We start from the raw sequence: 25,705 nt of genomic DNA on the forward strand, positions 1-25,705 counted from the left end.
TTTGATGACGAAGTTTCACCTATTTGTGACGAATTGTGGGGGTCAAATTCACCTCAGATCGCTGTCCGGGCTTCTGAAACAAAGGGGCAGCGCGTAGTGTCACAGGTACCTTGACCTATTTGATTGTTTGAATTGCCTTGCCATGAACTTAAGAGACTTGGAATACGTCATTGCCATCGCGAAGCACGGCCAGTTCAGTCAGGCTGCCTCGGCCTGCAACGTGTCCCAGCCTGCGATGTCCAACCAGATCAAGAAGCTTGAACAGGAACTGGGGGCCGAACTGTTCCTGCGCCTGAACAATGAGGTCCGCCCAACCGCCTTCGGCACGCGGATCGTCGACATCGCAACCCGGATGTTGAATGACGCGCAAAAGATCCGCGACACCGCGACCGAGTTCCGCGACCCCGAGGCAGTGCCCTTCACCATTGGAATGACTCCCACGTTGGCCCCATATCTGACGCAGTATTTCTCAGAGCTGTTCAGCACTTTGTTCCCGCGCATGCGGGTGACGATGATCGAAGACCTACCGCAAAACATGTTGAAGATGGTCGAAGATCACACGCTGGATCTGGCGCTGGTGGCCAAGATCAACAACAGCGACGCGTTGGATTTCACCTCGATCTGGTCCGAGCCCCTGTTTCTGGCACTGCGCAAGGGGCATCCGCTGCATACTCTGCCCTCGATTTCTGCCGATGAGGTGCCGGTGCATGATTTCATCCGTTTGCCCCACAGTTTCGGCTATGCGCTGGAAGAACGTTTGCCAAAGCAGGATCCCTCCAGCCGGATGGGCAAGCGCTTTGATCTGACTGCTTTACGGTTCGAGACGATCTGCCGTCATATCTGCCACTCTGACGATTGCACGATTGTCTCCGCCTTGGCGGCTGAGCAATTCAAGCGGGACAACTGGCCGCTTTGCTTTATCCCGTTCGAGAGACCGGGCCATCTGCGCGATCTGGGGGCGGCGACGCGACCGAATTGTCCGCGCAAACCGATGTTGGCGCAGATCGGAGAATACATTCGCGAAAAACCCCCGATCGGAGTGATTCCGACTTACCAGCCCGAGCACGTTGATCCGCCGAAACAGCCTGCGACGGCCTGATTGTGTTCTGCCAAAGGGTTAGTAGGTCGTTCGCATTTGATAGCCCTGGTGGAAGGTCATTCTGACGAACGTGACCGGTTTGCCTTGGAACCATGTCGTGCGTTCCAGTTGGAACAGGGGCGTTCCCGGCGGCACTGACAGAAAATCCTGCAACTGCCCGGTGGCCGGAACCGCCGAGAAGGCGATCTCGGCATTTGAAAAGGGGACCTCGGACAGTAGCCATTCATTGGGGCCGGCGGTCAGAAAGCTCTCATTGACGACGTGGGGTACGGCATCGACGCAGATCCAGCGCTCTTCGAACTGAAAGGGGCGGTTGTCCGCGTGATGCATGCACTGCAAATGCAGGATTTGCGCGCCTTCCTGCAGGCTCAGCTTGGCTTGAAGCCACGCGGGGCAGTCGATCTGCGTGCGGCTGACAAGCGCATAGCGGTATTCGGCATTCATATCCTCAATCGTCTGGCGGACCACGGTGATCGGAAGTTTGGCCTGTTTGACCGGGGTCGTAACGACCCGGGTGCCGCCTTTTCGCTTGCGGGTGATGATGCCCTGTTCAGCCAGCTCTCGCAGAGCGCGGTTCACGGTGGCGCGGGCGCAGCCGAACTCGGCGGCCAGCTCCAGTTCGGTTGGAAGCAAACTGCCCTGAGGCCAGATGCGGCTTTGGATACGATTGATCACCTCGTCACGGATATCCTGAAAACCGATATTCTTTTGTTCCGCCACGGCCTGATCCTGTTTTTTTAATATACTTATTTATAATATGTATTGCACGCGCCGCTCACGTAAAGAAGGCGCGCAGCGTTACAGGTGAGGCAATATCTCAGCTATGGCTTTTCTGTACCGCGCCACGATCTGATCGTGTTCCACATGCTGCCTGTCTTTGACCCTGTGCCGCCCAGCCGACCAGAGGTCGGTCACCACCCGATCTTGTGCGGCAAACACAAGCCCGTCCAGCAACTGGTCAGGCTGTAGGGCGCACAGTGCTGGGTCGCTGCTGTCGATGGCAACAAGGTCCGCCAAAGCGCCCTCGGCGATCTGCCCCGCGTTTCGGTCCAGCGCTTGCGCTCCACCCGTCGCGGCGTCGCAATAGAGGGTTTGACCCACGGACCCTTCACCAACGACCAGCACATTGCGCGACAGATCGCGCAGACGTTGGGAATACTCTAGCGTCCGAAGCTCCTCGGTCAGTGAAATCCTCACGTTCGAATCCGATCCCACGCCGAACGCACCGCCTGCAGTTAGGAAAGTCGCACCGTTGAACGGGCCGTCCCCCAGATTGGCTTCGGTGATCGGGCAGAGGCCAGCGACGGCGCCTGACGCCGCAAATGCGCGCGTTTCTTCTTCCGTCATGTGGGTGGCGTGGATCAGACACCACTGCCTGTCCACCGGAGCGTTGTTCAGCAGCCATTCCACGGGACGCGCGCCGAGGCCAGCCTGCACCTGCGCAACCTCTTTGGGTTGTTCGGCTATATGGATATGGACCAAGCCGTGGTGATGGCGCAGCACTTCATCCAAATCAACGGGCGACGTCGCGCGCAGAGAATGCGGCGCAATTCCAACCCGGACATCATCGGGAAGTGCCGCGCTGGCCGCTTTGGCCTCGTCCACCAGTCGCATGAAACGGGTCACATCATTGCCGAACCGTTGTTGCCCGGGTTCCAACGGCACTTCTCCGACCCCTGCATAGGAATAGAGGACGGGCAGATGCGTCAGACCGATGCCCGTTTCGACAGCGGCGGCCATGATGCGGTCGGACAGCTCGGCCAGTCGATCATAGGGCGCGCCGCCGGGTTGATGGTGCAGATAGTGGAACTCTCCGACAGAGGCGAAACCGGCCTCCTGCATCTCCATATAGACAAGCGCGGCGATGGCCTGAATCTGATCGGGCGTTAGTTGTGCAGTGAAACGGTACATCACATCGCGCCACGTCCAGAAGCTGTCCCTCCCGGCGCGCCGGTATTCGGTCATCCCTGCCATGGCGCGTTGAAAGGCATGGCTGTGCAGGTTGGCGAGCGCAGGCAACAGGGTGTCGATTCTGGTATCCGTCTCCAGCGCCTGGGTGCCCGTGGTCACAGTGGCGATGTGCCCGTCTTTCAGATCCAGCCTGACATTTTCTGCCCAACCTGTTGGTAGCAATGCGCGGTTCGCAAAGATGGTCATCTGACTCTCCATTTTATGGATAGACATAAAACATATAGAAATGTACTAGAAAAGAGAGAATTGCATCCACTGCGAGAATCAAATGCCCACATCCCACATCCTGAAGGACCTGAGCGCCGCTACAATGACTGGGGCCGGTGCGCCTTATGGGATGATCGCTTCAGCGGCAATTGTGATCGAGGAGGGTAAAGTCGCCTGGGTTGGGCCGCAGGCCGCATTGCCCGAAAACTACGCCGGGTTGTCTGAGACGTCCTGCGCCGGGCGTCTGGTGACACCCGCTCTGATAGATTGCCACACACATGTCATCCATGGCGGCCACCGCGCGGTCGAGTTCGAGATGCGCTTGAATGGGGCGAGCTATGAAGAGGTCGCCCGCGCCGGAGGGGGGATCATCTCGACGGTAATGGCCACGCGTGCGGCCAGTCTGGATGACCTGATCGCTCAGGCGCTACCGCGTGTAGATGCGATGCTGGCCGAAGGTGTCTCGGTCATCGAAGTGAAATCCGGCTACGGTCTGGATCGCGAGACCGAATTGACCATGCTGCGCGCAGCGCGGGCTTTGCAAGACCACCGTCCGGTACGGGTCGCAACCAGTTTTTTGGGCGCCCATGCGGTGCCGGTAGAGTACAAGGACAATCCGGACGCTTATATAAGTGAAATTTGCATTCCAACTCTGCGGGCCGCCCATGCCGAGGGGCTGGTTGATGCAGTGGATGCCTTCTGTGAAGGGATTGCCTTTCTGCCCGACCAACTCGTGCCGTTGTTTGATGCGGCGCGTGAGCTTGGCTTGCCGATCAAACTGCACGCCGAACAGCTGTCCAGTCTCGGCGGTGCAAGGCTGGCGGCCAGCTATGGCGCACTGTCAGCGGATCATATCGAGTATCTTGACGATGACGGCGCAGCGGCGATGGCGCGCGCGGGCACGGTTGGTGTGATCTTGCCCGGTGCTTTCTATACCCTGCGCGAAACGCAATCTCCGCCCATTGACCTGTTGCGCAAGCACAATGTCCCGATGGCTTTGGCGACGGATTGTAATCCGGGTTCGGCCCCGATGACCTCTCTGCTTTTGGCGATGAACATGGGCTGCACCCTGTTCCGCATGACACCCGAAGAGGCGCTGAAAGGCGTGACCGTCAATGCGGCCCGCGCGTTGGGTCTGCGCGATTGCGGCCGGATTGCACCCGGCATGCGCGCTGATCTGGCGATCTGGAACGTCACTCACCCGGCCGAACTGCCCTATCGCATCGGCTTCAATCCGCTACACACTCGCATCGTCGGAGGCGCAGTTTGACCACCCTGACCCTTACACCCGGCGCTGTTTCTCTGGCGCAGTTGGAGCAGGTGTTCCGAGACGAATGTGCCGTGCAGCTGGACCCGGCCTGCCATCCCGGCATTCAGGCTGCCCACGCGCGCATCGCGGATGCCGCTGCGGGTGAGGTCGCAGTCTACGGCGTCAACACGGGCTTCGGCAAGCTTGCCAGTGTCAAGATCGCGGCCGAGGATACGGCGACCTTGCAGCGCAATCTGATCCTGTCGCATTGCTGCGGCGTCGGCCCCGCGATCCCGCGGGCACATGCACGGTTGATGATGGTCCTGAAACTGCTCAGCCTCGGACGCGGAGCCTCGGGCGTGCGGCTAGAGTTGATCACGCTTCTTGAGGCCATGCTGGCTAGGGGCGTCACCCCTGTGATCCCCGCGCAGGGCTCGGTCGGCGCCTCTGGTGATCTGGCGCCGCTATCCCATATGGCCGCCGTCATGATGGGCGCGGGCGAGGCCGAATATGGCGGCAAGGTCAAGCCGGGGGCTAAGGCGCTGGCGGCTGCTGGCCTGACGCCTATGGAGCTTGGCCCGAAAGAGGGTCTGGCGCTGATCAACGGCACCCAGTTTTCGACCGCGTTTGCTTTGGCGGGCCTGTTCGGGGCGTGGCAAGCGGCGCAGAGCGCGCTGGTCACATCGGCACTGACCACGGACGCTATCATGGGGTCCACCGCGCCGTTGCAGCCTGAAATCCACACCCTCCGCGGCCATCGCGGCCAGATTGAGGCCGCAGCCACCATGCGCGCCCTGTTAGCCGGATCGGTGATCCGTGAAAGCCACCGTGACGGCGATACACGCGTGCAGGACCCCTATTGTATCCGCTGCCAGCCTCAGGTCGTCGGCGCGGCAATGGACGTGATCCGACAGGCCGCCACGACGCTTGAGCTTGAGGCGAACGCCGCCACCGACAACCCTCTGGTCCTGTCCGAGGCCGGGTTGATCGTCTCGGGCGGTAACTTTCACGCCGAACCGGTTGGGTTCGCCGCCGACATGATCGCGCTGGCCGTGGCCGAGATCGGAGCCATCGCTCAACGCCGCATCGCGCTGATCGTCGATCCGGTCCTCAGCTTTGATCTGCCGCCCTTCCTGACACCTAATCCCGGGTTAAACTCGGGTCTGATGATTGCCGAGGTCACGACGGCGGCTTTGATGAGCGAGAACAAGCATCTCGCCAACCCCTGCGTGACGGATTCAACGCCGACCTCGGCCAATCAGGAGGACCATGTCTCAATGGCGGCCCATGGCGCGCGGCGTTTGGGCCAGATGGTTACCAACCTAGAGCGCATTCTGGGGGTGGAACTGCTCTGCGCCACGCAAGGGATCGAATTCCGCGCGCCGTTGCCCACCAGTGAAACCCTACAAGGCGTGATGGCCCGGTTGCGCGCAGTGGTCCCGCCTTTGGGAGACGACCGCTATACCGCGCCGGATATCGAGGCGGCCTCGACGCTGATTTCGACCGGTGAGATCGCGCACAACACTGGCGTTGCCATGCCGGAGCTGGGCGCGTGATAGATCCGGTTGAGGTCACTCGTGGCGACAGCCCCATCGTTCTGGGCCTGCCCCATACAGGCACTCACGTACCGCCCAAGGTTCAGGCCAAGCTGAATGCGCGGGGCAGGGCGCTGACGGATACGGATTGGCATATCCACAAGCTTTATGACGGGTTGCTGCCCGGGGTGACGACGGTCCGTGCGACCTTCCATCGTTATGCGATTGACGCCAACCGCGACCCGTCTGGCGTGTCTCTCTATCCCGGTCAGAACACGACGACACTGGTGCCATTGACCGATTTTGATGGGCAGGACATCTGGGATCAGGCGCCATCTGATGCGGAAATCGCCGAACGCCTCGCTGCGTTTCACACGCCCTACCATGCCGCGTTGATGGCCGAGATGGAACGGGTCCGGGCGATCCACGGCATTGCCGTCCTCTATGACTGCCACTCAATCCGCAGCACCATTCCGTTCCTGTTTGACGGAGTCTTGCCCGATATGAATCTGGGCACAAACAACGGGAGGGCCTGCGCGCCCGAGATCGAGGCAGCGGCCCATGAGTTTGCAGCCTCATCACCCTATAGCACCGTCTTGAACGGGCGGTTCAAAGGTGGCTGGACGACGCGCCACTATGGCCGCCCGGCCGAGGGGTTGCATGCCATTCAGATGGAACTGGCCCAATCAACCTACCTGACCACCGAGCGCCCGCCATGGTCCTATGACGACCGCAAAGCCGACCACCTGCGCCGCTGGTTATTCGACATTCTGGACGCCGTCCAAGACACAGCATTGGAGCTTGCATCATGACCGACCCTCGCAAGAACACCCGTGATATTTATCCGCCCACCGGCCCGGAGCTGAACACCAAAAGCTGGATGACCGAAGCGCCGTTGCGGATGCTGATGAACAACCTGCACCCGGACGTGGCCGAAAACCCGCATGAGTTGGTCGTTTACGGCGGCATCGGGCGCGCGGCGCGAACTTGGAACGACTTTGATACGATTGTGGCCAGCCTCAAGGATCTGGAAGAGGATGAGACACTGGTTGTGCAATCCGGCAAACCTGTGGCCATTGTGCGGACGCATACGGATGCGCCTCGGGTGCTGATCGCGAATTCGAACCTCGTGCCGCATTGGGCCAATTGGGACCATTTCAATGAGCTCGATAAGAAGGGGCTGATGATGTACGGCCAGATGACCGCTGGCTCGTGGATCTATATCGGTACACAAGGCATCGTGCAGGGCACCTATGAGACCTTTGCCGAGGCCGGGCGTCAGCACTATGGCGGCGACCTGACTGGAAAGTGGATTCTGACCGGAGGTCTGGGTGGCATGGGTGGCGCTCAGCCCTTGGCCGCAGTTTTTGCCGGGGCCTCCTGTCTGGCGGTCGAATGCAACCCGGACAGCATCGATTTTCGCTTGCGCACTAAATATCTGGACGAAAAGGCCGAAACGCTGGACGAAGCGCTTGAGATGATCGACCGCTGGACCAAGGCGGGTGAGGCGAAATCCGTCGGCCTGTTGGGCAATGCCGCCGAAATCTTCCCCGAGATATACCGCCGGATGCAAGCGGGTGGCATGCGGCCCGATATTGTCACCGACCAGACCAGCGCGCATGACCCGGTGAATGGGTATCTGCCGCTGGGCTGGACCATGGCACAGTGGAAAGACAAGCGCGAAAGCGATCCCAAGGCGGTTGAGAAAGCTGCGCGCGCCTCGATGAAGCAACATGTTGCTGCGATGGTCGATTTCTGGAACGCGGGCGTGCCAACGCTCGATTACGGCAACAACATTCGCCAGGTGGCGCAGGACGAAGGGCTCGAGAACGCCTTTGCTTTCCCCGGTTTCGTGCCCGCCTATATTCGCCCGCTGTTTTGCCGTGGGGTCGGCCCGTTCCGCTGGTGCGCCCTGTCTGGCGACCCGGAGGATATCTATAAAACCGACGCCAAGATGAAAGAGCTGTTCCCTGAGAACACCCATCTGCACAACTGGCTCGACATGGCGCAGGAGCGTATCGCCTTCCAAGGCCTGCCTGCGCGGATCTGCTGGATCGGTCTTGGGGATCGTCACAAGGCCGGGCTGGCCTTCAACGAAATGGTCCGCACCGGAGAGCTGAAGGCCCCGGTTGTTATTGGCCGAGATCACCTGGACAGCGGGTCCGTCGCCTCACCCAACCGCGAGACCGAAGCGATGAGGGATGGATCGGACGCTGTTTCCGACTGGCCGTTGCTGAATGCGCTGGTGAATACGGCCTCGGGTGCTACATGGGTGTCTTTGCACCATGGCGGTGGGGTCGGGATGGGCTTCAGCCAGCACGCGGGCGTTGTAATCTGTGCGGATGGCACTGATGCAGCGGCCAAACGGTTGGAGCGGGTTTTGTGGAACGATCCGGCCTCGGGCGTATGGCGCCACGCGGATGCGGGGTATGAGGATGCCAAGGCTTGCGCCCGCGAACACGGGCTGCGGCTGCCGGGTATTCTGGGATAGAGCCTCGGTCGGCGATCAGCGAATTGATGCGTCATATTGAACTTGTGATGCATGCCGGGTTGCGTCATGATATTTTGTAGATAATAAACTCGACGCAACGCAAGCTGCCGAGAGTTTTATAGATAAAATGATCATCCCACATTCCGGCTGGACTAAAAAATCCGCGCAAGCTGTCTATGATCTTCCGTTGATGGATCTGCTGTTCCGGGCGCAAACCGTCCATCGGGAGCATTTCGACCCGAACAAAATCCAGACCTCGAAACTGCTGTCGATCAAAACCGGAGGATGCGCCGAAGATTGCGCTTATTGCTCGCAATCGGCGCGCAATGGCTCGACCCTGCCTGCCTCTAAACTGATCGAGGTGCAGCGTGTTCTGGCCGAGGCGAAGAAAGCAAAGGATGGCGGCGCGACGCGGTTCTGCATGGGCGCTGCCTGGCGTGAGCCCAAGGCGCGGGACATGGCGGCTTTGGTCGCGATGGTCGAAGGCGTCAAGGCCATGGGGATGGAGACCTGCATGACGCTGGGCATGCTGGACGACACGCAGGTCGTGCAGCTGCGCGATGCGGGGCTGGACTACTACAACCACAATATCGACACGTCCGAGCGCTACTACTCCGAGGTCATCACAACCCGCACCTTCGCCGACCGTATCGACACGATGAACCGGGTGCAGGACGCGGGGATCAAGGTGTGTTCCGGCGGCATTCTGGGCATGGGTGAGCATACTGGCGACCGTATCGACATGCTGCTGACGCTGGCCAATATGCAGCCCGCTCCGGATTCGGTTCCGATCAACATGCTTATGCCGCAGGCCGACACACCCTTGGCTAATGCTGAGCCGATCGAACCGATCGACTTTGTCCGCATCATCGCGACGGCGCGTATCCTGATGCCAACCTCTTACGTTCGTTTGTCCGCTGGCCGCAGCGAAATGAGCGACGAGATGCAGGCGATGTGTTTCTTCGCCGGTGCGAATTCGATCTTCGTGGGCGAAACGCTGCTTACAGCGGAAAACCCGGAGGAGGACACTGATATGATCCTGTTCGCCAAACTTGGCCTGCAGGCCGAGAAAGCCGGGGATCAGGCTGGTCGGGAAGCCGCTGAATGAAGGCTGCTGCTCGGCTCGAATCTATGCTCGACACATTGCAGGCCCGGCATCGCCGCCGGGTCCTGACGCCTGCGTCGGGATTGGATTTCGCGTCGAATGACTATCTGGGCCTCGCCGGATCGCAGCTTTTGCAAGCGGCCGCACAAGAGGCTTTGGCGCGCGGCGTTCCGGTTGGATCTGGTGGCTCGCGTCTATTGCGCGGCAACCATGCCGAGCATGAAGCGCTGGAGGCTAAGGCCGCCGCGTTCTTTGGGGCCGAGGCCGCCTTGTTCATGGGCGGCGGGTTTCAGGCCAATCAGGCGATTTTCTCAACCCTTCCTGCGGCCGAGGATCTGGTTCTCTATGACGCTCTGATTCACGCCAGCGCGCATGAGGGCATGCGATCTTGCCGGGCCGATCAGCGGTCGTTTCGGCACAATGATGTCGGTGACGCGCGTGAAAAGGCGCAGCAGTGGCGGACCGAGGGCGGCGCGGGCCAAATCTGGATCGCGGTCGAGAGCGTCTATTCGATGGAAGGGGATCTTGCCCCTCTGAACGATTTGGCGGGCTTTGCGAGAGAACAGGGCGCTGTTCTGGTCGTCGACGAAGCCCATGCGACCGGCGTGTTCGGACCTCAGGGGCGGGGGCTGGCGCATGACCTCGACTGCCATCTGTTGACGCTGCACACCTGCGGCAAAGGTCTGGGCGTTGCCGGCGGGTTGATCTGCGGCCCAAAAGTCATGATCGACACGCTGATCAACCGCGCGCGGGCCTTTATCTTTGCCACCGCGCCGTCGCCCTTGAATGCTGCTTTGGTTCGTGCGGCCCTTGAGGCGCTGGCTACTCAGACAGGTCTGGTCGAGGCCGCCCAACAGCGCTTTGGCCATGCCCATGATGCGGCGCGCGCAATTGGGATCCCTGAAGCATCGCTCAACAGCCAGATCATTCCGGTTATTCTGGGCGACGAAGCGCGCACGATGGCGATGGCGAAGACGTTGCAAGCGCAAGGGTTCGACGTCAGGGGTATCCGTCCGCCAACCGTACCGCGTGGGACATCGCGGTTGCGGATTTCCATCACCGGCAATGTGGATCGCGCCGATATCTCGGCCCTGTTTAACGCTTTGGCGGCATATCAAACGGAGGCCGCATGAGCGCGCTGATCATTACCGGAACTGACACGGGCGTCGGCAAGACTGTATTCTCCGCCGGCCTGACCGCCGCCCTTGGAGCCACCTACTGGAAGCCGGTGCAATCCGGGCTTGAGGATGCAACCGACACCGACATCGTGCGCACCCTGTCCGGGGCCGAGGTTCTGCCCGAGGCGTATCGCCTGAACATGCCCGCCTCGCCGCATCTTTCCGCCGAGGATATGGGGGTCGAGATCGACCTTGCCCAACTGGCACTGCCGCAGGTCGATGGCCCTCTGGTTGTGGAAGGGGCAGGGGGGGTTATGGTCCCTTTGAACCGGCAGGTGTTTTATCTGGACCTCTTCGCGCAGTGGAATGCCCCTGTAGTTCTGGTTGCGCGTACGTCGCTTGGAACAATCAATCACACTGCGCTGTCCTTAATGGCATTGCGCAATGCGGGGTGCGACGTCATCGGCGTTGCCTTTGTCGGCGACCCAGAGCCGGATGTCGAACAGTCCATCGCACAGATGTGCAAGATCCGGCATCTGGGGCGTCTTCCCTATCTCTCGGATCTGACCCGTGAAAACCTGGCGGATGCGTTCCAGTCCATCGACGTTGATGCGATCCGGAGAGGTCTATGACCCCGCTGGAGTTTGACGCCCGCCACCTGTGGCACCCCTACACGCATGTGTTGGATCCCGGCCCGATGCATCTGATCACCGAATCCGAGGGCGTCTGGCTGACGCGTGAGGACGGCGGGCAGATGATCGATGCCATGTCGTCCTGGTGGTGCACCGTTCACGGCCATCGTCACCCGGCCATTGTCGAGGCGATGCAGGCCCAACTGGCGCAGCTGCCGCATGTCATGTTCGGAGGTCTGACCCACGCACCCGCCGTTGAGCTGGGCCGCAGGTTGATCGGAATGCTGCCCGACGGTCTGGATCGCATCTTCTACAGCGACAGCGGCTCGGTCGCCATCGAAGTCGCGCTGAAAATGGCGGTGCAGTATCAGATCGCCAAAGGCCGCGGCGCGCGGTCAGAGTTCGCCACCATCCGGGGCGGCTATCACGGCGACACGTGGAAAGCGATGAGCGTGTGTGACCCGGTGAACGGGATGCACGGGTTGTTCAGGGGTGCCCTGTCCATCCAGCATTTCCTGCCGCGCCCGACCATTCGGTTCGATCAGGACTGGTCGGAGGACCCCGCCGAAAATGGGCTGGTGGTGTTGGAGCAGTTGTTGGACGAAAAAGGCGACAGGATCGCTGGGCTGATCCTTGAACCCATCGTGCAAGGTGCGGGTGGCATGTATTTCTACCACCCGAACTGGCTGAAGGGGGCGCGGGCGCTGTGTGACGCGCATGACGTGCTGCTGATTTTCGATGAAATCGCCACGGGCTTTGGTCGCAGCGGTGAGCTTTTTGCCATGGATCATGCGGACGTGGTGCCTGACATCCTGTGCCTTGGTAAAGCCCTGACCGGAGGGCACATCACACTAGCCGCCACCATCGCGACCGAAGCGGTTGCGCAGGGCATCGGCGAAAGCGAGGCCGGGGTGCTGATGCATGGCCCGACCTATATGGCCAACCCTCTGGCCTGTGCGGCGGGTGTTGCCAGCCTAGATCAGTTGGTCCAACGCGACTGGCGGGCCGAGGTCACAGGGATTGCTGAGCAGATGCAGGCCGAACTCACCCCGGCTCGTGACTTGCCGGGTGTTGCGGATGTGCGGGTTCTGGGTGCTATCGGCGTGATCGAGATGAAGGACCGTGTCGATCCTGCCGTGGCCCATGGTCTTGCCCAAAAAACAGGCGTCTGGTTGCGTCCGTTTGGGCACAATATCTATTGCATGCCGCCCTACATCATCTCGCCAGATGAGCTGAGTCGCGTTACTGCCGCCATGGTCAGTCTCGCCGGAGGTGCCGGATGAGGCATCATTGGCTGGCACGCTCGGACAACCCCGATCTGATCCTCGTGTTCGGGGGGTGGGCGTTGGGTCCTGCGCCATTCACTGGCCTCTCAGGTGGGGAAAATGTGCTGTTTGTTGAAGGTTATGACCGGCTGGATGACCCGCTGCCGGAATTGGTCGGGTTTGATCGGATTGACCTGCTGGCCTTTTCTTTTGGTGTCGCCTCGGCCGCGCATTGGCTGAGCCAGACGGGGATGCGCCCGGACCGTATGGTTGGCGTCAGTGGAACGCTGAACCCTGCAAGCGCCGAGCTTGGCATCGCGCCCGACATGATCCGCGCAACGGCGGATCAATTGTCTCACTCCAGTTTTGCCAAGTTCTGCCGTCGCGCGGGCGTCAGCGGTGATGTTCCGGAACTGGATATCCCATCCGCTCGGGACGAGTTGCGTGCGGTGATCGACCGGGGCCCCGCTGAGGACCCGGGTTTTGATCGTATTTGGATTCCCACTCGCGACCGCATCGTGCCAACCAAAGCGCAACAGGCTGCATGGTCGCGACACGCCGATAGAGTTCGGACGGTCGAAGGCCCTCATGCCCCTTTCTGCAAAGGACAAAGCTGGGCGGAGTGGCTGGCATGACCGCGCAACTCTCGGACCGGGTTCAGCGCAGCTTCAGCCGGAGCTTTCAAAGCTATCACGACACCGCCTGTCAACAGGCCTGGGTGGCCGAGAAGCTGGTGGAAGAGATGCGCCGACACGGCGCTCCGGCCAAGTTTGAACACGGGTTTGAGCTGGGATGCGGAACCGGGCATTTCACGCGGCGTCTGTGTCAGGCCCACTGCTTTGACAGCCTCACCCTGAATGATATCGCACCCGAAGCCCGACAAACGGCACTTGAGGTGGACGCGCAGTTTATCTGTGGCGATGCGCGGCAGGTTTTCTGGCCCGAGAAGACCGATCTTTTTGCCTCGGCGTCGATGATCCAGTGGATGGAAGACCCGCAGGCACTTTTGGAACGGGCGGCGCGATCCCTCGCACCGGGCGGTTGGTTGGCAATTTCGGGCTTCGGCCCGCACCAATACCGGGAACTTGGCCAGATCGGCACCTCGGCCCGCGCGCCCGGATTGTGCGGTCCCGACCAGATGGCCAACGCCGTAGGAGTGCATATGGAGGTGCTGGCAACAGGCGAGGCGCTGCGACCTTCGTACTTTCCCACGCCGCGCCACGTTCTGCGCCACCTGCGCAAAACCGGCGTCAACGGGCGGGCGAAAAGCGTCTGGACCAAATCCACACTCGCCCGGTTCGAGGCAGAATACACGCGCCGATTCCAGACCAAGAAGGGCGTCATGCTCAGCTATCATCCCGTTTGGATTATCGCACGCAAGCCTCAGGTCTGAGCCTTTGCGACCGCTGAGCCACGACGATCTTTTCAGCTAACGCCTGCATTGAAACGCAGATATTCAAATTCCATACTGAAACGTCACAATGATATGTTGCGTTCGCGGCATCAGATCGCCACGGTAGCATTTGAGGTTTTGGCGTTGCTGTGGCCCGCCATCAGGAATTTGAAAGAGGGGGGCAGAATGACCGCGACACTTACATTCGAACATCTTAAGGCTCGGGTATCCGATGGTACTTTGGATACTGTTTTGGTGTGTTTTGTCGACATGCAGGGCCGTCTGATGGGCAAGCGCTTTCACGCGGGTCATTTTGTTGCCGGGGCATGGGAGGAGACGCATTGCTGCAACTACCTGCTGGCCACCGATCTTGAGATGGGCACACCGGATGGCTACGCGTCGACCAGTTGGGAGCGGGGCTATGGCGACTATGTCATGAAACCCGATCTTTCGACCTTGCGCCCGGTACCTTGGCTGGAAGGGACGGCGATGGTGATGTGCGATATTCTCGACCATCACACGCATGAGGAGGTGCCGCATGCGCCTCGGACGATGCTTAAGGCGCAGGTCAAACGCTTGAAGGCCATGGGCTATGACGCGATGTGTGCCACAGAGCTGGAGTTTTTCCTATTTGAGAAGAGCTTTGACGAAATCCGTAAAAACGGCTTTCGCGATCTTGAGCCGATTTCCGGCTATAACGAGGATTATCATATCCTCCAGACCACGAAGGAAGAGCATGTGATGCGTCCGATCCGCAACCATTTGTGGGATGCGGGGATACCGGTTGAGAACTCGAAAGGTGAGGCCGAAACCGGGCAGGAAGAGCTGAACATCAAATACGCGCCTGCGATGGACACGGCCGAGTACCACTCGATCGCCAAGAATGCGGTGAAGGAGATTGCCTGGCAGCATGGTCATGCAGCGACCTTCCTGCCGAAATGGCACCATGACAAGGTGGGCAGTTCCAGCCATGTGCATCAGTCGCTCTGGGCGGATGGGGTGCCGATCTTTTTCGACGAAAAAGATCCGCTTGGCATGTCGGATGTGATGAAAAGCTATATGGCGGGTCTTCTGAAATATGCCGCCGATTACACGTATTTCATGGCGCCTTACATCAACAGTTACAAACGGTTCATGAAGGGCACCTTTGCGCCGACACGGATCATCTGGTCGGTGGATAATCGTACAGCGGGTTTCCGTCTGTGTGGGGATGGTACCAAGTCGGTGCGTGTGGAGTGCCGCATTCCAGGTTCAGACATGAACCCTTATCTGGCGATGGCCGGGATGCTGGCGGCTGGGATCGCGGGCATCGAAGAGGGGCTGGAATTGCAGCCGCCGACCACGGGCGACGTCTATCAGGGTGACACCGGCATGATCCCCGGCACTCTGCGCGCGGCGCGGGATGCGCTGCATGGTTCGGTCATGTTGCGCGCGGCCATGGGGGATGAGGTGGTCGATCATTATGCGCGCGCGGCTGAGGTTGAGATCGAAGAGTTTGAGCGCGTGGTGACGGATTGGGAGATTGCCCGCGGGTTCGAGCGAGCTTGAGATCGGGTCAGGCTGGGGGCGCTGCCCCCAGACCCCCGGGATATTTTTGGCCAGATGAAGCAGGGATCCTGTTTATTCGGAAAATGGAGTGATTATGGGACAGATGTTGAAATGTGTCTCGCCGATTGATGGGTCGGTTTTTGCGGAGCGGGAGGTGTTGTCTCGGAATGCGGCGTTTGAGGCGGCGGCTCGGGCGCGCGCCGCGCAGGAGGCTTGGGCAGCGCGGCCGTTGCAGGAGCGGATTGATCTGGTGATGGCTGGTGTGGCGACGGTTGGTGCGATGAATGATGAGATCGTGCCTGAGCTTGCGCATATGATGGGCCGACCCGTGCGCTATGGTGGTGAGTTTGGTGGATTCAATGAACGCGCCAGCCATATGGCGGAGATTGCCGAAAGCGCGCTTGCCGATATTGCGGTGGGTGAGGATGAGACGTTTCGGCGGTACATCAAGCGTGTTCCGCATGGGGTGGTCTTTGTGGTGGCCCCCTGGAACTATCCCTATATGACGGCGATCAACACGGTGGCTCCGGCGCTGATTGCTGGCAATACCGTAATCCTGAAACATGCCACGCAGACGCTGTTGGTGGGCGAGAGGATGGCGCGGGCGTTTCATTCGGCTGGTGTGCCGGACGATGTGTTCCAGAACGTCTTTCTAAGCCATGAGGTGACCAATGAACTGATCGCGGGCAATGCGTTTGACTTCGTGAACTTCACCGGCTCCGTCGGTGGTGGTCAGGCGATGGAGCGCGCGGCGGCGGGCACCTTCACGGGCGTCGGAACCGAGCTTGGCGGCAAGGATCCGGGCTATGTCATGGAGGACGCCGATCTGGATGCCGCCGTGGACACTCTGATCGACGGGGCCATGTTCAACTCGGGCCAATGCTGCTGCGGGATCGAGCGGATCTATGTGCATGAAAGTCTTTTCGACGACTTCGTTGCGAAGGCAGTTGAGATCGTGAACGGCTACAAGCTGGGCAATCCTATGGACCCTGAGACGACGCTGGGCCCGATGGCCAATACACGCTTCGCCGACGAGGTGCGCGCTCAGATTGCCGAGGCTTTGGCGGATGGTGCGGTGGCCCATATCGAGACATTCGCTGAGGACGATGGTGGTGCATATCTGACGCCTCAGATTCTCACCAATGTTTCTCATGATATGCGGGTGATGCGGGATGAGAGTTTTGGGCCGGTAATTGGGATCATGAAAGTGACCTCGGATGACGAAGCTATCGCATTGATGAATGACAGCGAATTCGGCCTGACCGCCAGCCTGTGGACCCGCGATGTGGACCGGGCTGCGCGGGTGGGTGATCAGATTGAAACCGGCACTGTGTTCATGAACCGGGCTGACTATCTGGACCCGGGTCTGTGCTGGACCGGCTGCAAAAATACCGGGCGGGGGGGTGGCCTGTCGGTCATCGGGTATCACAACCTGACCCGTCCAAAATCCTATCATTTGAAGAAGGTGACATCATGAGCCTTGTTGGAAACTGGTCTTATCCGACCGCGATCAAATTCGGTGCTGGCCGCATCAAGGAACTGCCCGAAGCGTGCGCGGCGGCAGGGATGAAGCGCCCTTTGCTGGTGACGGACAAGGGGTTGGCGGATTTGCCGATCACGACGGCGACGTTGGATATTCTTGAGGCCGCCGGCCTGGGTCGCGGTCTGTTCAGCGATGTGGACCCGAACCCGAATGAAAAGAACCTCGAAGCTGGTGTGGCGGCCTACAATGATGGCGGGCATGACGGCGTGATTGCCTTCGGTGGCGGCTCGGGGCTGGATCTGGGCAAGATGGTTGCCTTCATGGCGGGCCAGACGCGGCCCGTTTGGGATTTTGAAGATATCGGGGATTGGTGGACCCGCGCGGATGCGGATGTGATTGCGCCGATCATTGCGGTGCCGACGACTGCCGGGACAGGCTCCGAGGTGGGACGTGCCAGTGTCATCACCAATTCCGAAACGCATGCCAAGAAGATCATCTTTCACCCGAAGGTGTTGCCGGCCGTGGTGATCTGCGACCCGGAACTGACTGTGGGCATGCCGAAATTCATCACCGCAGGCACCGGGCTGGACGCCTTTGCCCATTGTGTCGAGGCCTATTCCAGCCCGCACTACCACCCGATGAGCCAAGGCATCGCGCTTGAGGGGATGCGGTTGGTCAAGGACTACCTGCCGCGCGCCTACGCAGACGGCACTGATCTTGAGGCGCGTGCGCAGATGATGAGCGCGGCGGCCATGGGCGCGACGGCGTTTCAAAAGGGGCTTGGTGCGATCCACGCCATGAGCCATCCGATTGGTGCGGTGTTCAACACTCATCACGGCACGACCAACGCGGTCTGCATGCCCGCAGTGCTGGAGTTCAACGCACCCGCCATTGCGGATCGGTTCCAGCCGGCTGCTGCCTATCTGGGCATCGGCGGCGGCTTTGACGGGTTCCGCGCCTTCGTGCAGGAGTTCAACGATACGCTCGGCATCCCGCGTCAGTTGTCGGAACTGGGCGTGACCGAGGATCGGATTCCCGATTTGGTCGAAGGCGCGATCATCGATCCGTCCTGCGGGGGAAATCCGATTGAGTTGACGAAAGAGAACCTGACGCAGCTGTTCCACGCTGCGCTTTAGAAGCAGTGGCCCAGCGGGTTTTCTCGCCGGGCAAATTGTTACTCAGCGGCGATGGCGCAGATCTCGGCCCGTGCCATCGCGACCCATTCCAGATCCTTGGTGTAGCGCCAGGCTAGATCGCCGTTTTCATCCATGGCGATCAGGTGCAGCCAACGATTGTCGAACAGCTCTTTCACGGTTTCGTTGCGTTTGAGGATGTCGTTCATCGCCTCTCGTGGGGCCTCGATGATGACCGACAGGCGCAGCGGGTCGTGCTGGAACACCTCTCCGTCATGCACGGATTGCCAGGGCAGACCGGGGCGCAGCACGCCGCCATTGCCCTCGACCACGCCGATGCCACCGACCACGTTGTGCAGCAGTTTGTTGCCGCCGCCGAACAGGCCAGGTGCGACGGTCGAGCCGTAATATTGCAGGCTGATCCAGCTGGCGACCACGACCGGAGCGGTCATGATCAGTTCTAGCACGCCAAAGCCCTCATCCGCGCGCCAGTCATAGCTGTGCAGGAAGGCCTGGCCCGCAAGACCGGTTCCATCTGTCCGGGACCGCGGCGCCGCAATGAAGGCGCGGCATCCGGCCAGACCCCATTCGGGGCGCAGCTCAGCCCAGTCGGTGGCGCGGCGGGCGATGTCATTGGCCCCCTTGGCACGCGGTAGACGCGCGGCACGCTCGGACCGGGCCAGCTGTCCGGCCGATGTCAGCCAGGTTTTTAACTGTGCAATCTGCGCGGTCCAATGACCCGTCGCCTGATCCTGATCGAACAGAGAGACCTTGTCTGTTGTGGTGTGGTGCAGCGCGGCCAGAAACAGTGTGTCCGCCGGGATGTTGATCCCCTCGGCGCGCAGCCCTTCACGTACCGCATGATCGTTCAACAAACCGGCCAGAAGGCGGGCGCTGACGTCACCGGCATGACCGCCACATGCGCCACATTGCAGGGCGCTTTCATGGGGGTTGTTCGTCACATCCGCGCCATGACCGGCGAGCATCACGATACGAGCGAAGTTGCTGGTCAGAGACATCGCCCCAAGGATGGCTTTGGCCGAGGCAACACGTGCAGGCAGGTCGATCCCGTCGTCAAGCTTCGGCGCAGGGTCGAACTTCGCGGTCCCGTGGCCCTTGCCCAGGGCGTCACGCAACAATTTGCCCGCATAGACCGGGCCCGTTGCCTCGACAAAGGCAAATGAAGAGACTGCGGCCAGTTTGAAACGGCCCCAGGCCCGTTTGGCCCGTGCAGTGTAGCGGCGGTTCAGGTCGGCCTGTGCGCCCTCGGCCGCGTGGGAGCACACGTTCGGGTTCAACAGGACCGGCCCCCGTATCTCGGTCACGTCGGAACCGGCCGCCTTGTGGGCGCTGGCGAGGCCGAAGAAACCGGCAAAACCAATGGTCTCAATCCCGCTGTCCTGGGTTTCCAGCGCGCGACGGTAGACCTCGGACCGGACGTCGATGCAGAAGGCCGCTTGCACCTCAGGGCGACCTTCGACCTTGCGTGGCTGCCGCGCGCTGAGGGTTTGCGCCAGTTTGCGTTGTTGCGCGCGCTCCGAGGCGTCCTGCAGCACCGCGTCGATCACCAGATCGCGGGTTGGGGTGATAGGGGCCTCATGTTGGGCAATGGTTTCGGCCCAGCGATCGGCAATCTGATCGTGATAGAGACCGAACAGAGCTTCTTCGAATACCATGCGAATGGCCAGCAGTTCGGTGGTGCTCGTATCCGTCTGCCCTTCCAATTCGGCCTGCCACAGCAGATATCGGGCATATTGCGCCCAACCACCTAGCGTCATCAGCCAGCGATGGAAGGCGGCGCTGGCGGCCTCAGGGGTGACACCCAGTGCCTCAGAGGCGCGCCCAATCGCCCGCCATTGTGAGCGGTTGGTGCCAGCGACGAAGGCTCCGAACCCTTTCAGGCCGTGGATTTCCGGGGTCAGATCGCGTGAGGCAAACTCGCGCCACGCACTGTAGGCACCGCCTGTGCGGTTAGGTTGCCACAGGGCCTGACCCTGATCGAAATGGCTGGCGGCCCAGGCCCCGATCCGTTCGTCAATCAGACCGGGCCAGTCGATGCCGGAAACCTCGGCGGCCAGATCGGCAACCGTGGGCAGGGGGGACAAGTCTGCAGCCTCGGACCCGAGCGCGGTTTGCAGATCTTCGAAACTTGGTGTGTCAAAGCGGCTTTCGACGCTGGCGAGGGCATCCCTCAGATCGGCTTCAGTGATCTCTCCACTTGCCAGCCTCTGCGCAAATTCCGCCCGGTCTGGCGTGATCCGCGTACCAGCAACCCGTGCCAACCGGGCTGAGGTCACGGCCAGCGTATCTTGCGTTTGTCCCAGAAACGGGTTCACGGCGACGTTGGAGGCAAGCGGGAACAGCGGCGGGATTTGACGCACCGCGTCATTTGCCAGCGCGACCAGTTCCAGAAGGGCTGCGGGATAGCTTTCGTGTTTCATATACATCTTGAGAAACCCTTCTTACACGGTCCGGCGCTTGGACCATCCGTCCAGCAGCCGGTCAAAGATTGCGTTGGCATAGAGCCCGTTTGACAGATGCACCCGAATACCTGCCGCCGCTGGGTGCGATGCCCACAGCGGGAAGGTGGATTGAGCCAGGGCCACCGCGCCAAAGCTGATCAGGGCGAGAATGATCAACGTCCACTCCAACGGTCCGGGCGCAGGTGCTGCGGGCAGGGTGCCCTTGGTGAGATGCACGGCGATGATCTGCAGGACGAAGTAGCTGATTGAGGTCACGCCAGCATAGACAACGGTACGGCGGGTCAACGCGCCGGGTGCGGCATCGGCAAAGCCCTGCGCCAGCAGATAGGCGACGCCGAAGATCAGGATCACTCCAAGCGCAATCGCCTGAACGGATTTGCCGTCGACACCGAAGGACATGGCGACGATGCCGTAGATCAGGATGCCGGTTGCAAAGGCCAGCAGCACGTTCCGCGCGCTTGGCACAGCGACTGGGCCGGGCCTGAGGATGGCTGCCACGTTGCGCACGGCCTCGCCCGCGCTGAGAAACGCATGCGCCTTGTAGAGCGAATGAGCCACGATATGCAGCAACGCCAGCGGGAACAGGGCCAGCCCGCATTGCATGATCATGAAGGCCATCTGGGCAATGGTCGACCACGCCAGAGAGGTCTTCACCGCCGGTTGCGTCAGCATCACCAGACCGCCGAACAGCGCGGTGAATCCGCCCAGCATCACCAGCAGCGCCATGATGCCCGGTGCTGCCAGCATGACATCGGCAAAGCGGATCAGCAGGAACCCTCCGGCGTTGATGACGCCCGCATGCAGCAGGGCCGAGACGGGGGTCGGGGCCTCCATCACCTCGGTCAGCCAGCCGTGGACCGGGAACTGGGCCGAGGCCATGATGGCGGCCAGAGCGATCAGAAGGCCGGCAGCGATGGTCCGCCCGTTTGGTTCGGCCGATGACAGGATCGAGGCAATGTCCGTGGTGCCATAGGTCGCGACCAACAGGACCACCGCAAGGGCCAGCGCGCCTTCGCTGACGCGGGCCACAACGGCCTTTTTACGCGCTGCCCTTCGGGCGGTGGTTCGCTCGGGGTAGAACAGCAGCAATTGGTGCAGCAGTAGGCTGGTCGCAATCCAAGCGGCCAGCAATTGGATCAGGTTGCCCGACATCACCAGCAAAAGAACCGAGGCGAGCGTTGCCGACATCCAGCCAGTGAACGCGCCCTGACGGGTCTCGCCATCCATATAGGTGGCCGAGTAGCGCAAAACGATCCACCCGATAAAGCTGACCAGAACCAGCATAGTGGCGCTGACCGCATCAAGCCGCACGGAGAGGCCAACGCCCCAGAACCCGATCAACCCTGAGGTGCCGGACCCGTGAATAACCAGCATTACGGCTGACAGTACGGCGCCTCCGAAAGCTGCCAATGCCGCCCATTCCGACAGTTTCGAGGCGTGGGTTGGCCGCAGTCCCGGATGGCGGCTGGCATAGTAGGCCGATGCCAGCAGGATCAGTGGGCTGAGCAGGGGAAGAAACAGGGAGGTCATGAGGCGCGTTCCTTGTGAGTCCAGCCTGATTTGGCCGGTTGAGCAGGACATATTGCGCATTTATCAGTATGAAAAATACATTGTTATGGAGATTATGTTCTATTAATTAGAACGTTATGCCTCTGAACTATCATCATCTGCGCTACTTCTGGGCGGTCGCCCATGATGGCAACCTGACACGGACAGCCCAACGGCTGAACCTGTCGCAATCTGCGCTGTCTGTTCAGATCAAAGAGCTTGAAGAACGGCTGGGTCATTCCCTGTTTGATCGTCGCGGGCGCAAGCTGCATCTGACCGAGGCCGGACGTATTGCGCTGGACCATGCGGACGCAATTTTCGCGACAGGTCAAGAGCTTGTGGCTACTTTGCAGGATGAAGGCAACGCGCGCACGGCGCTTCGGGTTGGTGCGCAGGCGACCTTGTCGCGGAACTTTCAGATCGGCTTTCTGCGCCCGATGCTGGCGCGCACGGATGTCGAGGTGATCCTGCGATCAGGCAATCCCAGCGAGTTGCTTGAAGGACTGGAGACGCTGAATTTCGATCTGGTTCTCATGAATCATGAACCTGCCAGTGACAGCCTGACCAGTTTTGAAACGCATCATCTGGCGGAACAGCCCGTCAGCATCGTCGGCACACCGGCGCGACTGGATCCAAAGCGCCCGATCCGGGATCTGTTGGAAGAGCAGCCCTTTATCCTGCCAACCAGCAACAACAGCGTCCGCACGGCGTTTGATTCGATGGCCAGCCGCATGTCCGTCCGGCCTCAGATCGCGGCTGAAGTGGACGACATGGCGATGATGCGCCTGCTCGCGCGTGAGGATATCGGGCTTGCGTTGGTGGCCCCGATCGTGGTGCAGGATGAGCTGTCCTCGGGCCGTCTGGTCGAGGCCGAGGAGCATCCGCGCATCAAGGAAAGCTTTCACGCCGTTACCTTCAAACGCCGTTTTCCAAACCCGCTGGTGCAGGAGTTGCTGACCTATAGCCTGCCTCAGTAGAAATGGGGCAGATTCTTTGCGCGTGCGGCGCGAACCCAATTGGGCACGAAGGGGATGATCTTGTCTTGTGAGGGCACCATCATCTCGATGAAATTCGCGCCGGGATTGGCGATTGCATCGGAAAGGATGGGTTCGATATCGGCCTCAGAGGTGATCCGGGCGGTTTTGAAGCCAAACCCTTCGGCCACTTTGCAATAGTCGACGCGCCCGAAATCGGTGGTCCAAGGCTCATCCACATCGTCGAGTAGGATCGCCTCACCCCTGATCCAGCCGAACGTGTCATTGCGGGTCAGGATGACGGTAATGTTCTTGCCGCTGCGCTTGAGGGTCTCCATATCGCCGATGACGAACCCAAACGATCCGTCTCCGGTGAAGGAAATGACCGGGCCGTCATGGGCATAGATCGCGCCTACCCCGGCAGGCACCGAATACCCCAGTGCTCCCATCGAGTAGTTGGTGATATAGCGCCGCCCCGGTTTGCGGAATGTCAGCAGCGCCGAAGGGTAGATCGCGCTGACGCCGGGCTCAGACGTGACAATCGCATCATCGGGCATGATCCGGTCCAGCACCTGAGACAGCTTGACCGGTGAGATCGTGCCCTCGGGCATCGGGATGTTCGAGTTGAAGACCTTGTCCAGCGCGGTTTGTTTGATGGGGTTCAAATCCAGTGGCGTCCGCTGAAGGCCGGTATGCTCAGCCTTCAGAAGTTCGACCATATATTCTATGGTTGCGCGGGCATCGCCGACCAGGCCGACCTTCAGTGGGAAGGTGTTTCCGACATGCGCCTCGGCAATATCAAGGTGCAGGAAGTTTTTGGAATGGGGATCGCCATAAAGCTTCCAGTGATCTGTTCCGGCGCTGTCGGTGTTCGAGCCGATGAAAAAGATCGTGTCAGCCTCGAGCAGGTATTGGTTCGAATACTCCATCCCGCCGCGGCCACCGATGACGCGCAAGGCCAGCGGGTGATCCTCGGGGATGGTGCCCTTGCCGGGTGTGGTGGTGCCGACCGGGATTTGCAACCGCTCGGCCAGTTCAAGGATCGCGTCCGTGGCTTTTGAGATCAGCGCGCCTTGACCGCAGACAATCGCAGGTTTTTGCGCGGCCAACAGAACGTCGATCGCGGCGCGGATCTTGCTGTGATCCGCCACCGGTCGGTGTGCGGGATAGGTGCTGTAGTCGGGTTCGGCATATAGATCCCCGATTTCGGCCTCTTCGCCGAAAATGTTGATCGGCACGCGGATATGAACCGGCGCCGGACGGCCCGAGGTTGCCACGCGAAAGGCCCGCCGGATCAGGAACGGGATATCGCGCGCGTTGGTCAGCACAAAGCTTTCCTTGCAGATACTGTCATAGAGCCGGGTCTGATCGACCCCGGTCAGCCCGTGCTTTTTGTCCTGATTTATCGGGATGTCCGAGCTGAAATAGATCACCGGAACCGAGCTGAGGAACGCCTCGGTAATACCCGGAGTACAATGAGTCACACCGGGGCTGGGCGCTTCTAGCACCGCGGGGCGACCTGTGATCTTTGCATAGGCTTCGGCGGCGAAGGCCGCGGTGCGTTCATCGCGGGTCAAAACAAACTCGATCCCGCTATTGGCGCGCCATTCCTTGTACCAGCCAATCGTTGTTTCACCGGGCAGACCGAAAACATGGGAAACGCCGTGAAGCTCCAGCATTTTCAGGATGATCTGCGCGCCATTCATGCGCGTCGTTTGAGGCTGGTTCATCAGGCAGGCCCTTGTTGGTGGCGTATTGCGTGCAAAACCGTGGAAGGACCTTGCGCACATCGTCACCATGTCTAGGCGGGCTTCGGAAGTCTAGAATTTGCTTGGCCGAAAGTACCCATTGTGTTCACGTGAACCGCATAAACGCTGGTGATCGCTGTCATGAACAGCATATTGCCGCGCGGGCCGCCCAAACACAGGTTCGAAGCGGCCTCGGGCGTATTCGCTTTGGCAGCCGGGGCTGTCAGGGTGATGACCCCGGCCGCAATGCCGAGCAATATGGCCTTGAGTGTCATGTTTTCGGGCGAAAGTAGCCTAAGCACCGCACGTTTTGGCTGCCAACCTGACAGGGCCGGCGCGCCTGAAATTCCCAAAGGACGGGTGCAAATAAAGAGCAGGACACGCGCATTCCTTGCGGATTTCAAACCATATGGCGGGCAATCTGGATATCAAATCCGCATTACGGTCGGTCAAATCCAAGACCGCCCTTGGTCTGTCCGACAAGACCATCGCGCTGCGGCGTATGCTTGTCCTGCGGACGGTGCAGAACCGGCTGCTGTCGATCTATGAAAAGCTGGATGTGGGTGATCTGCCGGTGGACGGCGGCGATATCGAGATCAAAAAGCGTGTCCGGGCGGTTTCAAAGGCCATGACGTCCCAGATATTCCATCGCGAGAACATCTTCTCGGCGGAAAAAGAGCTGGGCAGCTGGCTTGAACGACGGTAAAACTTGGGATGAAGGGC

22 protein-coding genes are annotated in these 25,705 nt (G+C 60.4%); 16 read left to right on the forward strand and 6 right to left on the reverse strand.

Going from position 1 to position 25,705, the window contains the following annotated elements:
* The first annotated feature begins 157 nt into the window (after positions 1 to 157).
* Positions 158 to 1,099 carry a LysR family transcriptional regulator gene (locus AC2FD8_RS08345; protein ID WP_496854987.1) on the forward strand — a complete coding sequence of 314 codons (942 nt, stop codon included), beginning with the start codon at positions 158 to 160 and terminating at the stop codon, positions 1,097 to 1,099.
* An 18-nt stretch (positions 1,100 to 1,117) separates the two neighbouring features.
* Here the strand turns inward: AC2FD8_RS08345 and hutC are convergent, their stop codons facing one another.
* Together hutC and AC2FD8_RS08355 are read right to left on the reverse strand one after the other, a co-directional pair.
* Positions 1,118 to 1,819, reverse strand: coding sequence for a histidine utilization transcriptional repressor HutC (hutC, locus tag AC2FD8_RS08350; RefSeq protein WP_496854985.1), 702 nt, complete (start codon positions 1,817 to 1,819; stop codon positions 1,118 to 1,120).
* A gap of 78 nt (positions 1,820 to 1,897) precedes the next feature.
* Complete coding sequence (locus tag AC2FD8_RS08355) at positions 1,898 to 3,256, reverse strand: formimidoylglutamate deiminase (RefSeq protein WP_496854983.1); 1,359 nt, start codon at positions 3,254 to 3,256, stop codon at positions 1,898 to 1,900.
* A gap of 82 nt (positions 3,257 to 3,338) precedes the next feature.
* On the opposite strand from AC2FD8_RS08355, the gene hutI reads away from it, so the two are divergent.
* The 13 genes from hutI to AC2FD8_RS08420 all read left to right on the forward strand — a co-directional run bounded on the left by hutI (position 3,339) and on the right by AC2FD8_RS08420 (position 18,232).
* Positions 3,339 to 4,547, forward strand: a complete 1,209-nt coding sequence (hutI, locus tag AC2FD8_RS08360; protein ID WP_496854981.1) for an imidazolonepropionase — start codon at positions 3,339 to 3,341, stop codon at positions 4,545 to 4,547.
* Positions 4,544 to 6,082: a histidine ammonia-lyase gene (gene hutH / locus AC2FD8_RS08365; protein WP_496854979.1), complete on the forward strand. Its 1,539-nt coding sequence runs from the start codon at positions 4,544 to 4,546 to the stop codon at positions 6,080 to 6,082. The genes hutI and hutH overlap by 4 nt, the downstream gene beginning before the upstream one ends.
* The gene (gene hutG / locus AC2FD8_RS08370; protein ID WP_496855373.1) at positions 6,082 to 6,873 is read left to right on the forward strand and encodes an N-formylglutamate deformylase; all 792 of its coding nucleotides are present in this window, start codon (positions 6,082 to 6,084) and stop codon (positions 6,871 to 6,873) included. The genes hutH and hutG overlap by 1 nt, the downstream gene beginning before the upstream one ends.
* Complete coding sequence (hutU, locus tag AC2FD8_RS08375) at positions 6,870 to 8,552, forward strand: urocanate hydratase (protein ID WP_496854977.1); 1,683 nt, start codon at positions 6,870 to 6,872, stop codon at positions 8,550 to 8,552. Before hutG ends, hutU begins: the two co-directional genes overlap by 4 nt.
* Positions 8,553 to 8,679: 127 nt before the next feature.
* Positions 8,680 to 9,660, forward strand: a complete 981-nt coding sequence (bioB, locus tag AC2FD8_RS08380) for a biotin synthase BioB (RefSeq protein WP_496854975.1) — start codon at positions 8,680 to 8,682, stop codon at positions 9,658 to 9,660.
* Positions 9,657 to 10,790 carry an 8-amino-7-oxononanoate synthase gene (locus AC2FD8_RS08385; protein ID WP_496854973.1) on the forward strand — a complete coding sequence of 378 codons (1,134 nt, stop codon included), beginning with the start codon at positions 9,657 to 9,659 and terminating at the stop codon, positions 10,788 to 10,790. Before bioB ends, AC2FD8_RS08385 begins: the two co-directional genes overlap by 4 nt.
* Positions 10,787 to 11,407, forward strand: coding sequence for a dethiobiotin synthase (gene bioD / locus AC2FD8_RS08390; protein ID WP_496854971.1), 621 nt, complete (start codon positions 10,787 to 10,789; stop codon positions 11,405 to 11,407). Before AC2FD8_RS08385 ends, bioD begins: the two co-directional genes overlap by 4 nt.
* Entirely contained in the window at positions 11,404 to 12,690 is a 1,287-nt protein-coding gene (gene bioA, locus AC2FD8_RS08395) for an adenosylmethionine--8-amino-7-oxononanoate transaminase (RefSeq protein ID WP_496854969.1), read from the forward strand. Before bioD ends, bioA begins: the two co-directional genes overlap by 4 nt.
* The gene (locus AC2FD8_RS08400; protein WP_496854968.1) at positions 12,687 to 13,307 is read left to right on the forward strand and encodes a pimeloyl-ACP methyl esterase BioG family protein; all 621 of its coding nucleotides are present in this window, start codon (positions 12,687 to 12,689) and stop codon (positions 13,305 to 13,307) included. The genes bioA and AC2FD8_RS08400 overlap by 4 nt, the downstream gene beginning before the upstream one ends.
* Positions 13,304 to 14,065, forward strand: coding sequence for a methyltransferase domain-containing protein (locus AC2FD8_RS08405; protein WP_496854966.1), 762 nt, complete (start codon positions 13,304 to 13,306; stop codon positions 14,063 to 14,065). The genes AC2FD8_RS08400 and AC2FD8_RS08405 overlap by 4 nt, the downstream gene beginning before the upstream one ends.
* 186 nt (positions 14,066 to 14,251) lie before the next feature.
* Entirely contained in the window at positions 14,252 to 15,613 is a 1,362-nt protein-coding gene (locus tag AC2FD8_RS08410; protein WP_496854964.1) for a glutamine synthetase family protein, read from the forward strand.
* 94 nt (positions 15,614 to 15,707) lie between these two features.
* Positions 15,708 to 17,090 carry an aldehyde dehydrogenase family protein gene (locus AC2FD8_RS08415; RefSeq protein ID WP_496854962.1) on the forward strand — a complete coding sequence of 461 codons (1,383 nt, stop codon included), beginning with the start codon at positions 15,708 to 15,710 and terminating at the stop codon, positions 17,088 to 17,090.
* Positions 17,087 to 18,232: an iron-containing alcohol dehydrogenase gene (locus AC2FD8_RS08420; protein WP_496854960.1), complete on the forward strand. Its 1,146-nt coding sequence runs from the start codon at positions 17,087 to 17,089 to the stop codon at positions 18,230 to 18,232. The genes AC2FD8_RS08415 and AC2FD8_RS08420 overlap by 4 nt, the downstream gene beginning before the upstream one ends.
* A 38-nt stretch (positions 18,233 to 18,270) precedes the next feature.
* On the opposite strand, the gene AC2FD8_RS08425 is transcribed toward AC2FD8_RS08420, so the two are convergent.
* Both AC2FD8_RS08425 and AC2FD8_RS08430 read right to left on the reverse strand, forming a co-directional pair.
* Complete coding sequence (locus tag AC2FD8_RS08425; protein ID WP_496854958.1) at positions 18,271 to 20,676, reverse strand: YbcC family protein; 2,406 nt, start codon at positions 20,674 to 20,676, stop codon at positions 18,271 to 18,273.
* 15 nt (positions 20,677 to 20,691) lie between these two features.
* Entirely contained in the window at positions 20,692 to 22,242 is a 1,551-nt protein-coding gene (locus tag AC2FD8_RS08430) for a proton-conducting transporter transmembrane domain-containing protein (RefSeq protein ID WP_496854956.1), read from the reverse strand.
* A gap of 116 nt (positions 22,243 to 22,358) precedes the next feature.
* Between AC2FD8_RS08430 and AC2FD8_RS08435 the strand changes: the two genes are divergently transcribed.
* Positions 22,359 to 23,237 carry a LysR family transcriptional regulator gene (locus AC2FD8_RS08435; protein ID WP_496854954.1) on the forward strand — a complete coding sequence of 293 codons (879 nt, stop codon included), beginning with the start codon at positions 22,359 to 22,361 and terminating at the stop codon, positions 23,235 to 23,237.
* On the opposite strand, the gene AC2FD8_RS08440 is transcribed toward AC2FD8_RS08435, so the two are convergent.
* Together AC2FD8_RS08440 and AC2FD8_RS08445 are read right to left on the reverse strand one after the other, a co-directional pair.
* Positions 23,231 to 24,964 carry a thiamine pyrophosphate-binding protein gene (locus AC2FD8_RS08440; RefSeq protein WP_496854952.1) on the reverse strand — a complete coding sequence of 578 codons (1,734 nt, stop codon included), beginning with the start codon at positions 24,962 to 24,964 and terminating at the stop codon, positions 23,231 to 23,233. The genes AC2FD8_RS08435 and AC2FD8_RS08440 overlap by 7 nt on opposite strands.
* A 71-nt stretch (positions 24,965 to 25,035) precedes the next feature.
* Positions 25,036 to 25,257 carry a hypothetical protein gene (locus AC2FD8_RS08445; protein WP_496854951.1) on the reverse strand — a complete coding sequence of 74 codons (222 nt, stop codon included), beginning with the start codon at positions 25,255 to 25,257 and terminating at the stop codon, positions 25,036 to 25,038.
* 134 nt (positions 25,258 to 25,391) lie between these two features.
* On the opposite strand from AC2FD8_RS08445, the gene AC2FD8_RS08450 reads away from it, so the two are divergent.
* Positions 25,392 to 25,688, forward strand: coding sequence for a hypothetical protein (locus tag AC2FD8_RS08450; protein ID WP_496854949.1), 297 nt, complete (start codon positions 25,392 to 25,394; stop codon positions 25,686 to 25,688).
* Positions 25,689 to 25,705 lie beyond the last annotated feature (17 nt).

This window comes from Ruegeria sp. YTSC192 (genome assembly GCF_059609705.1).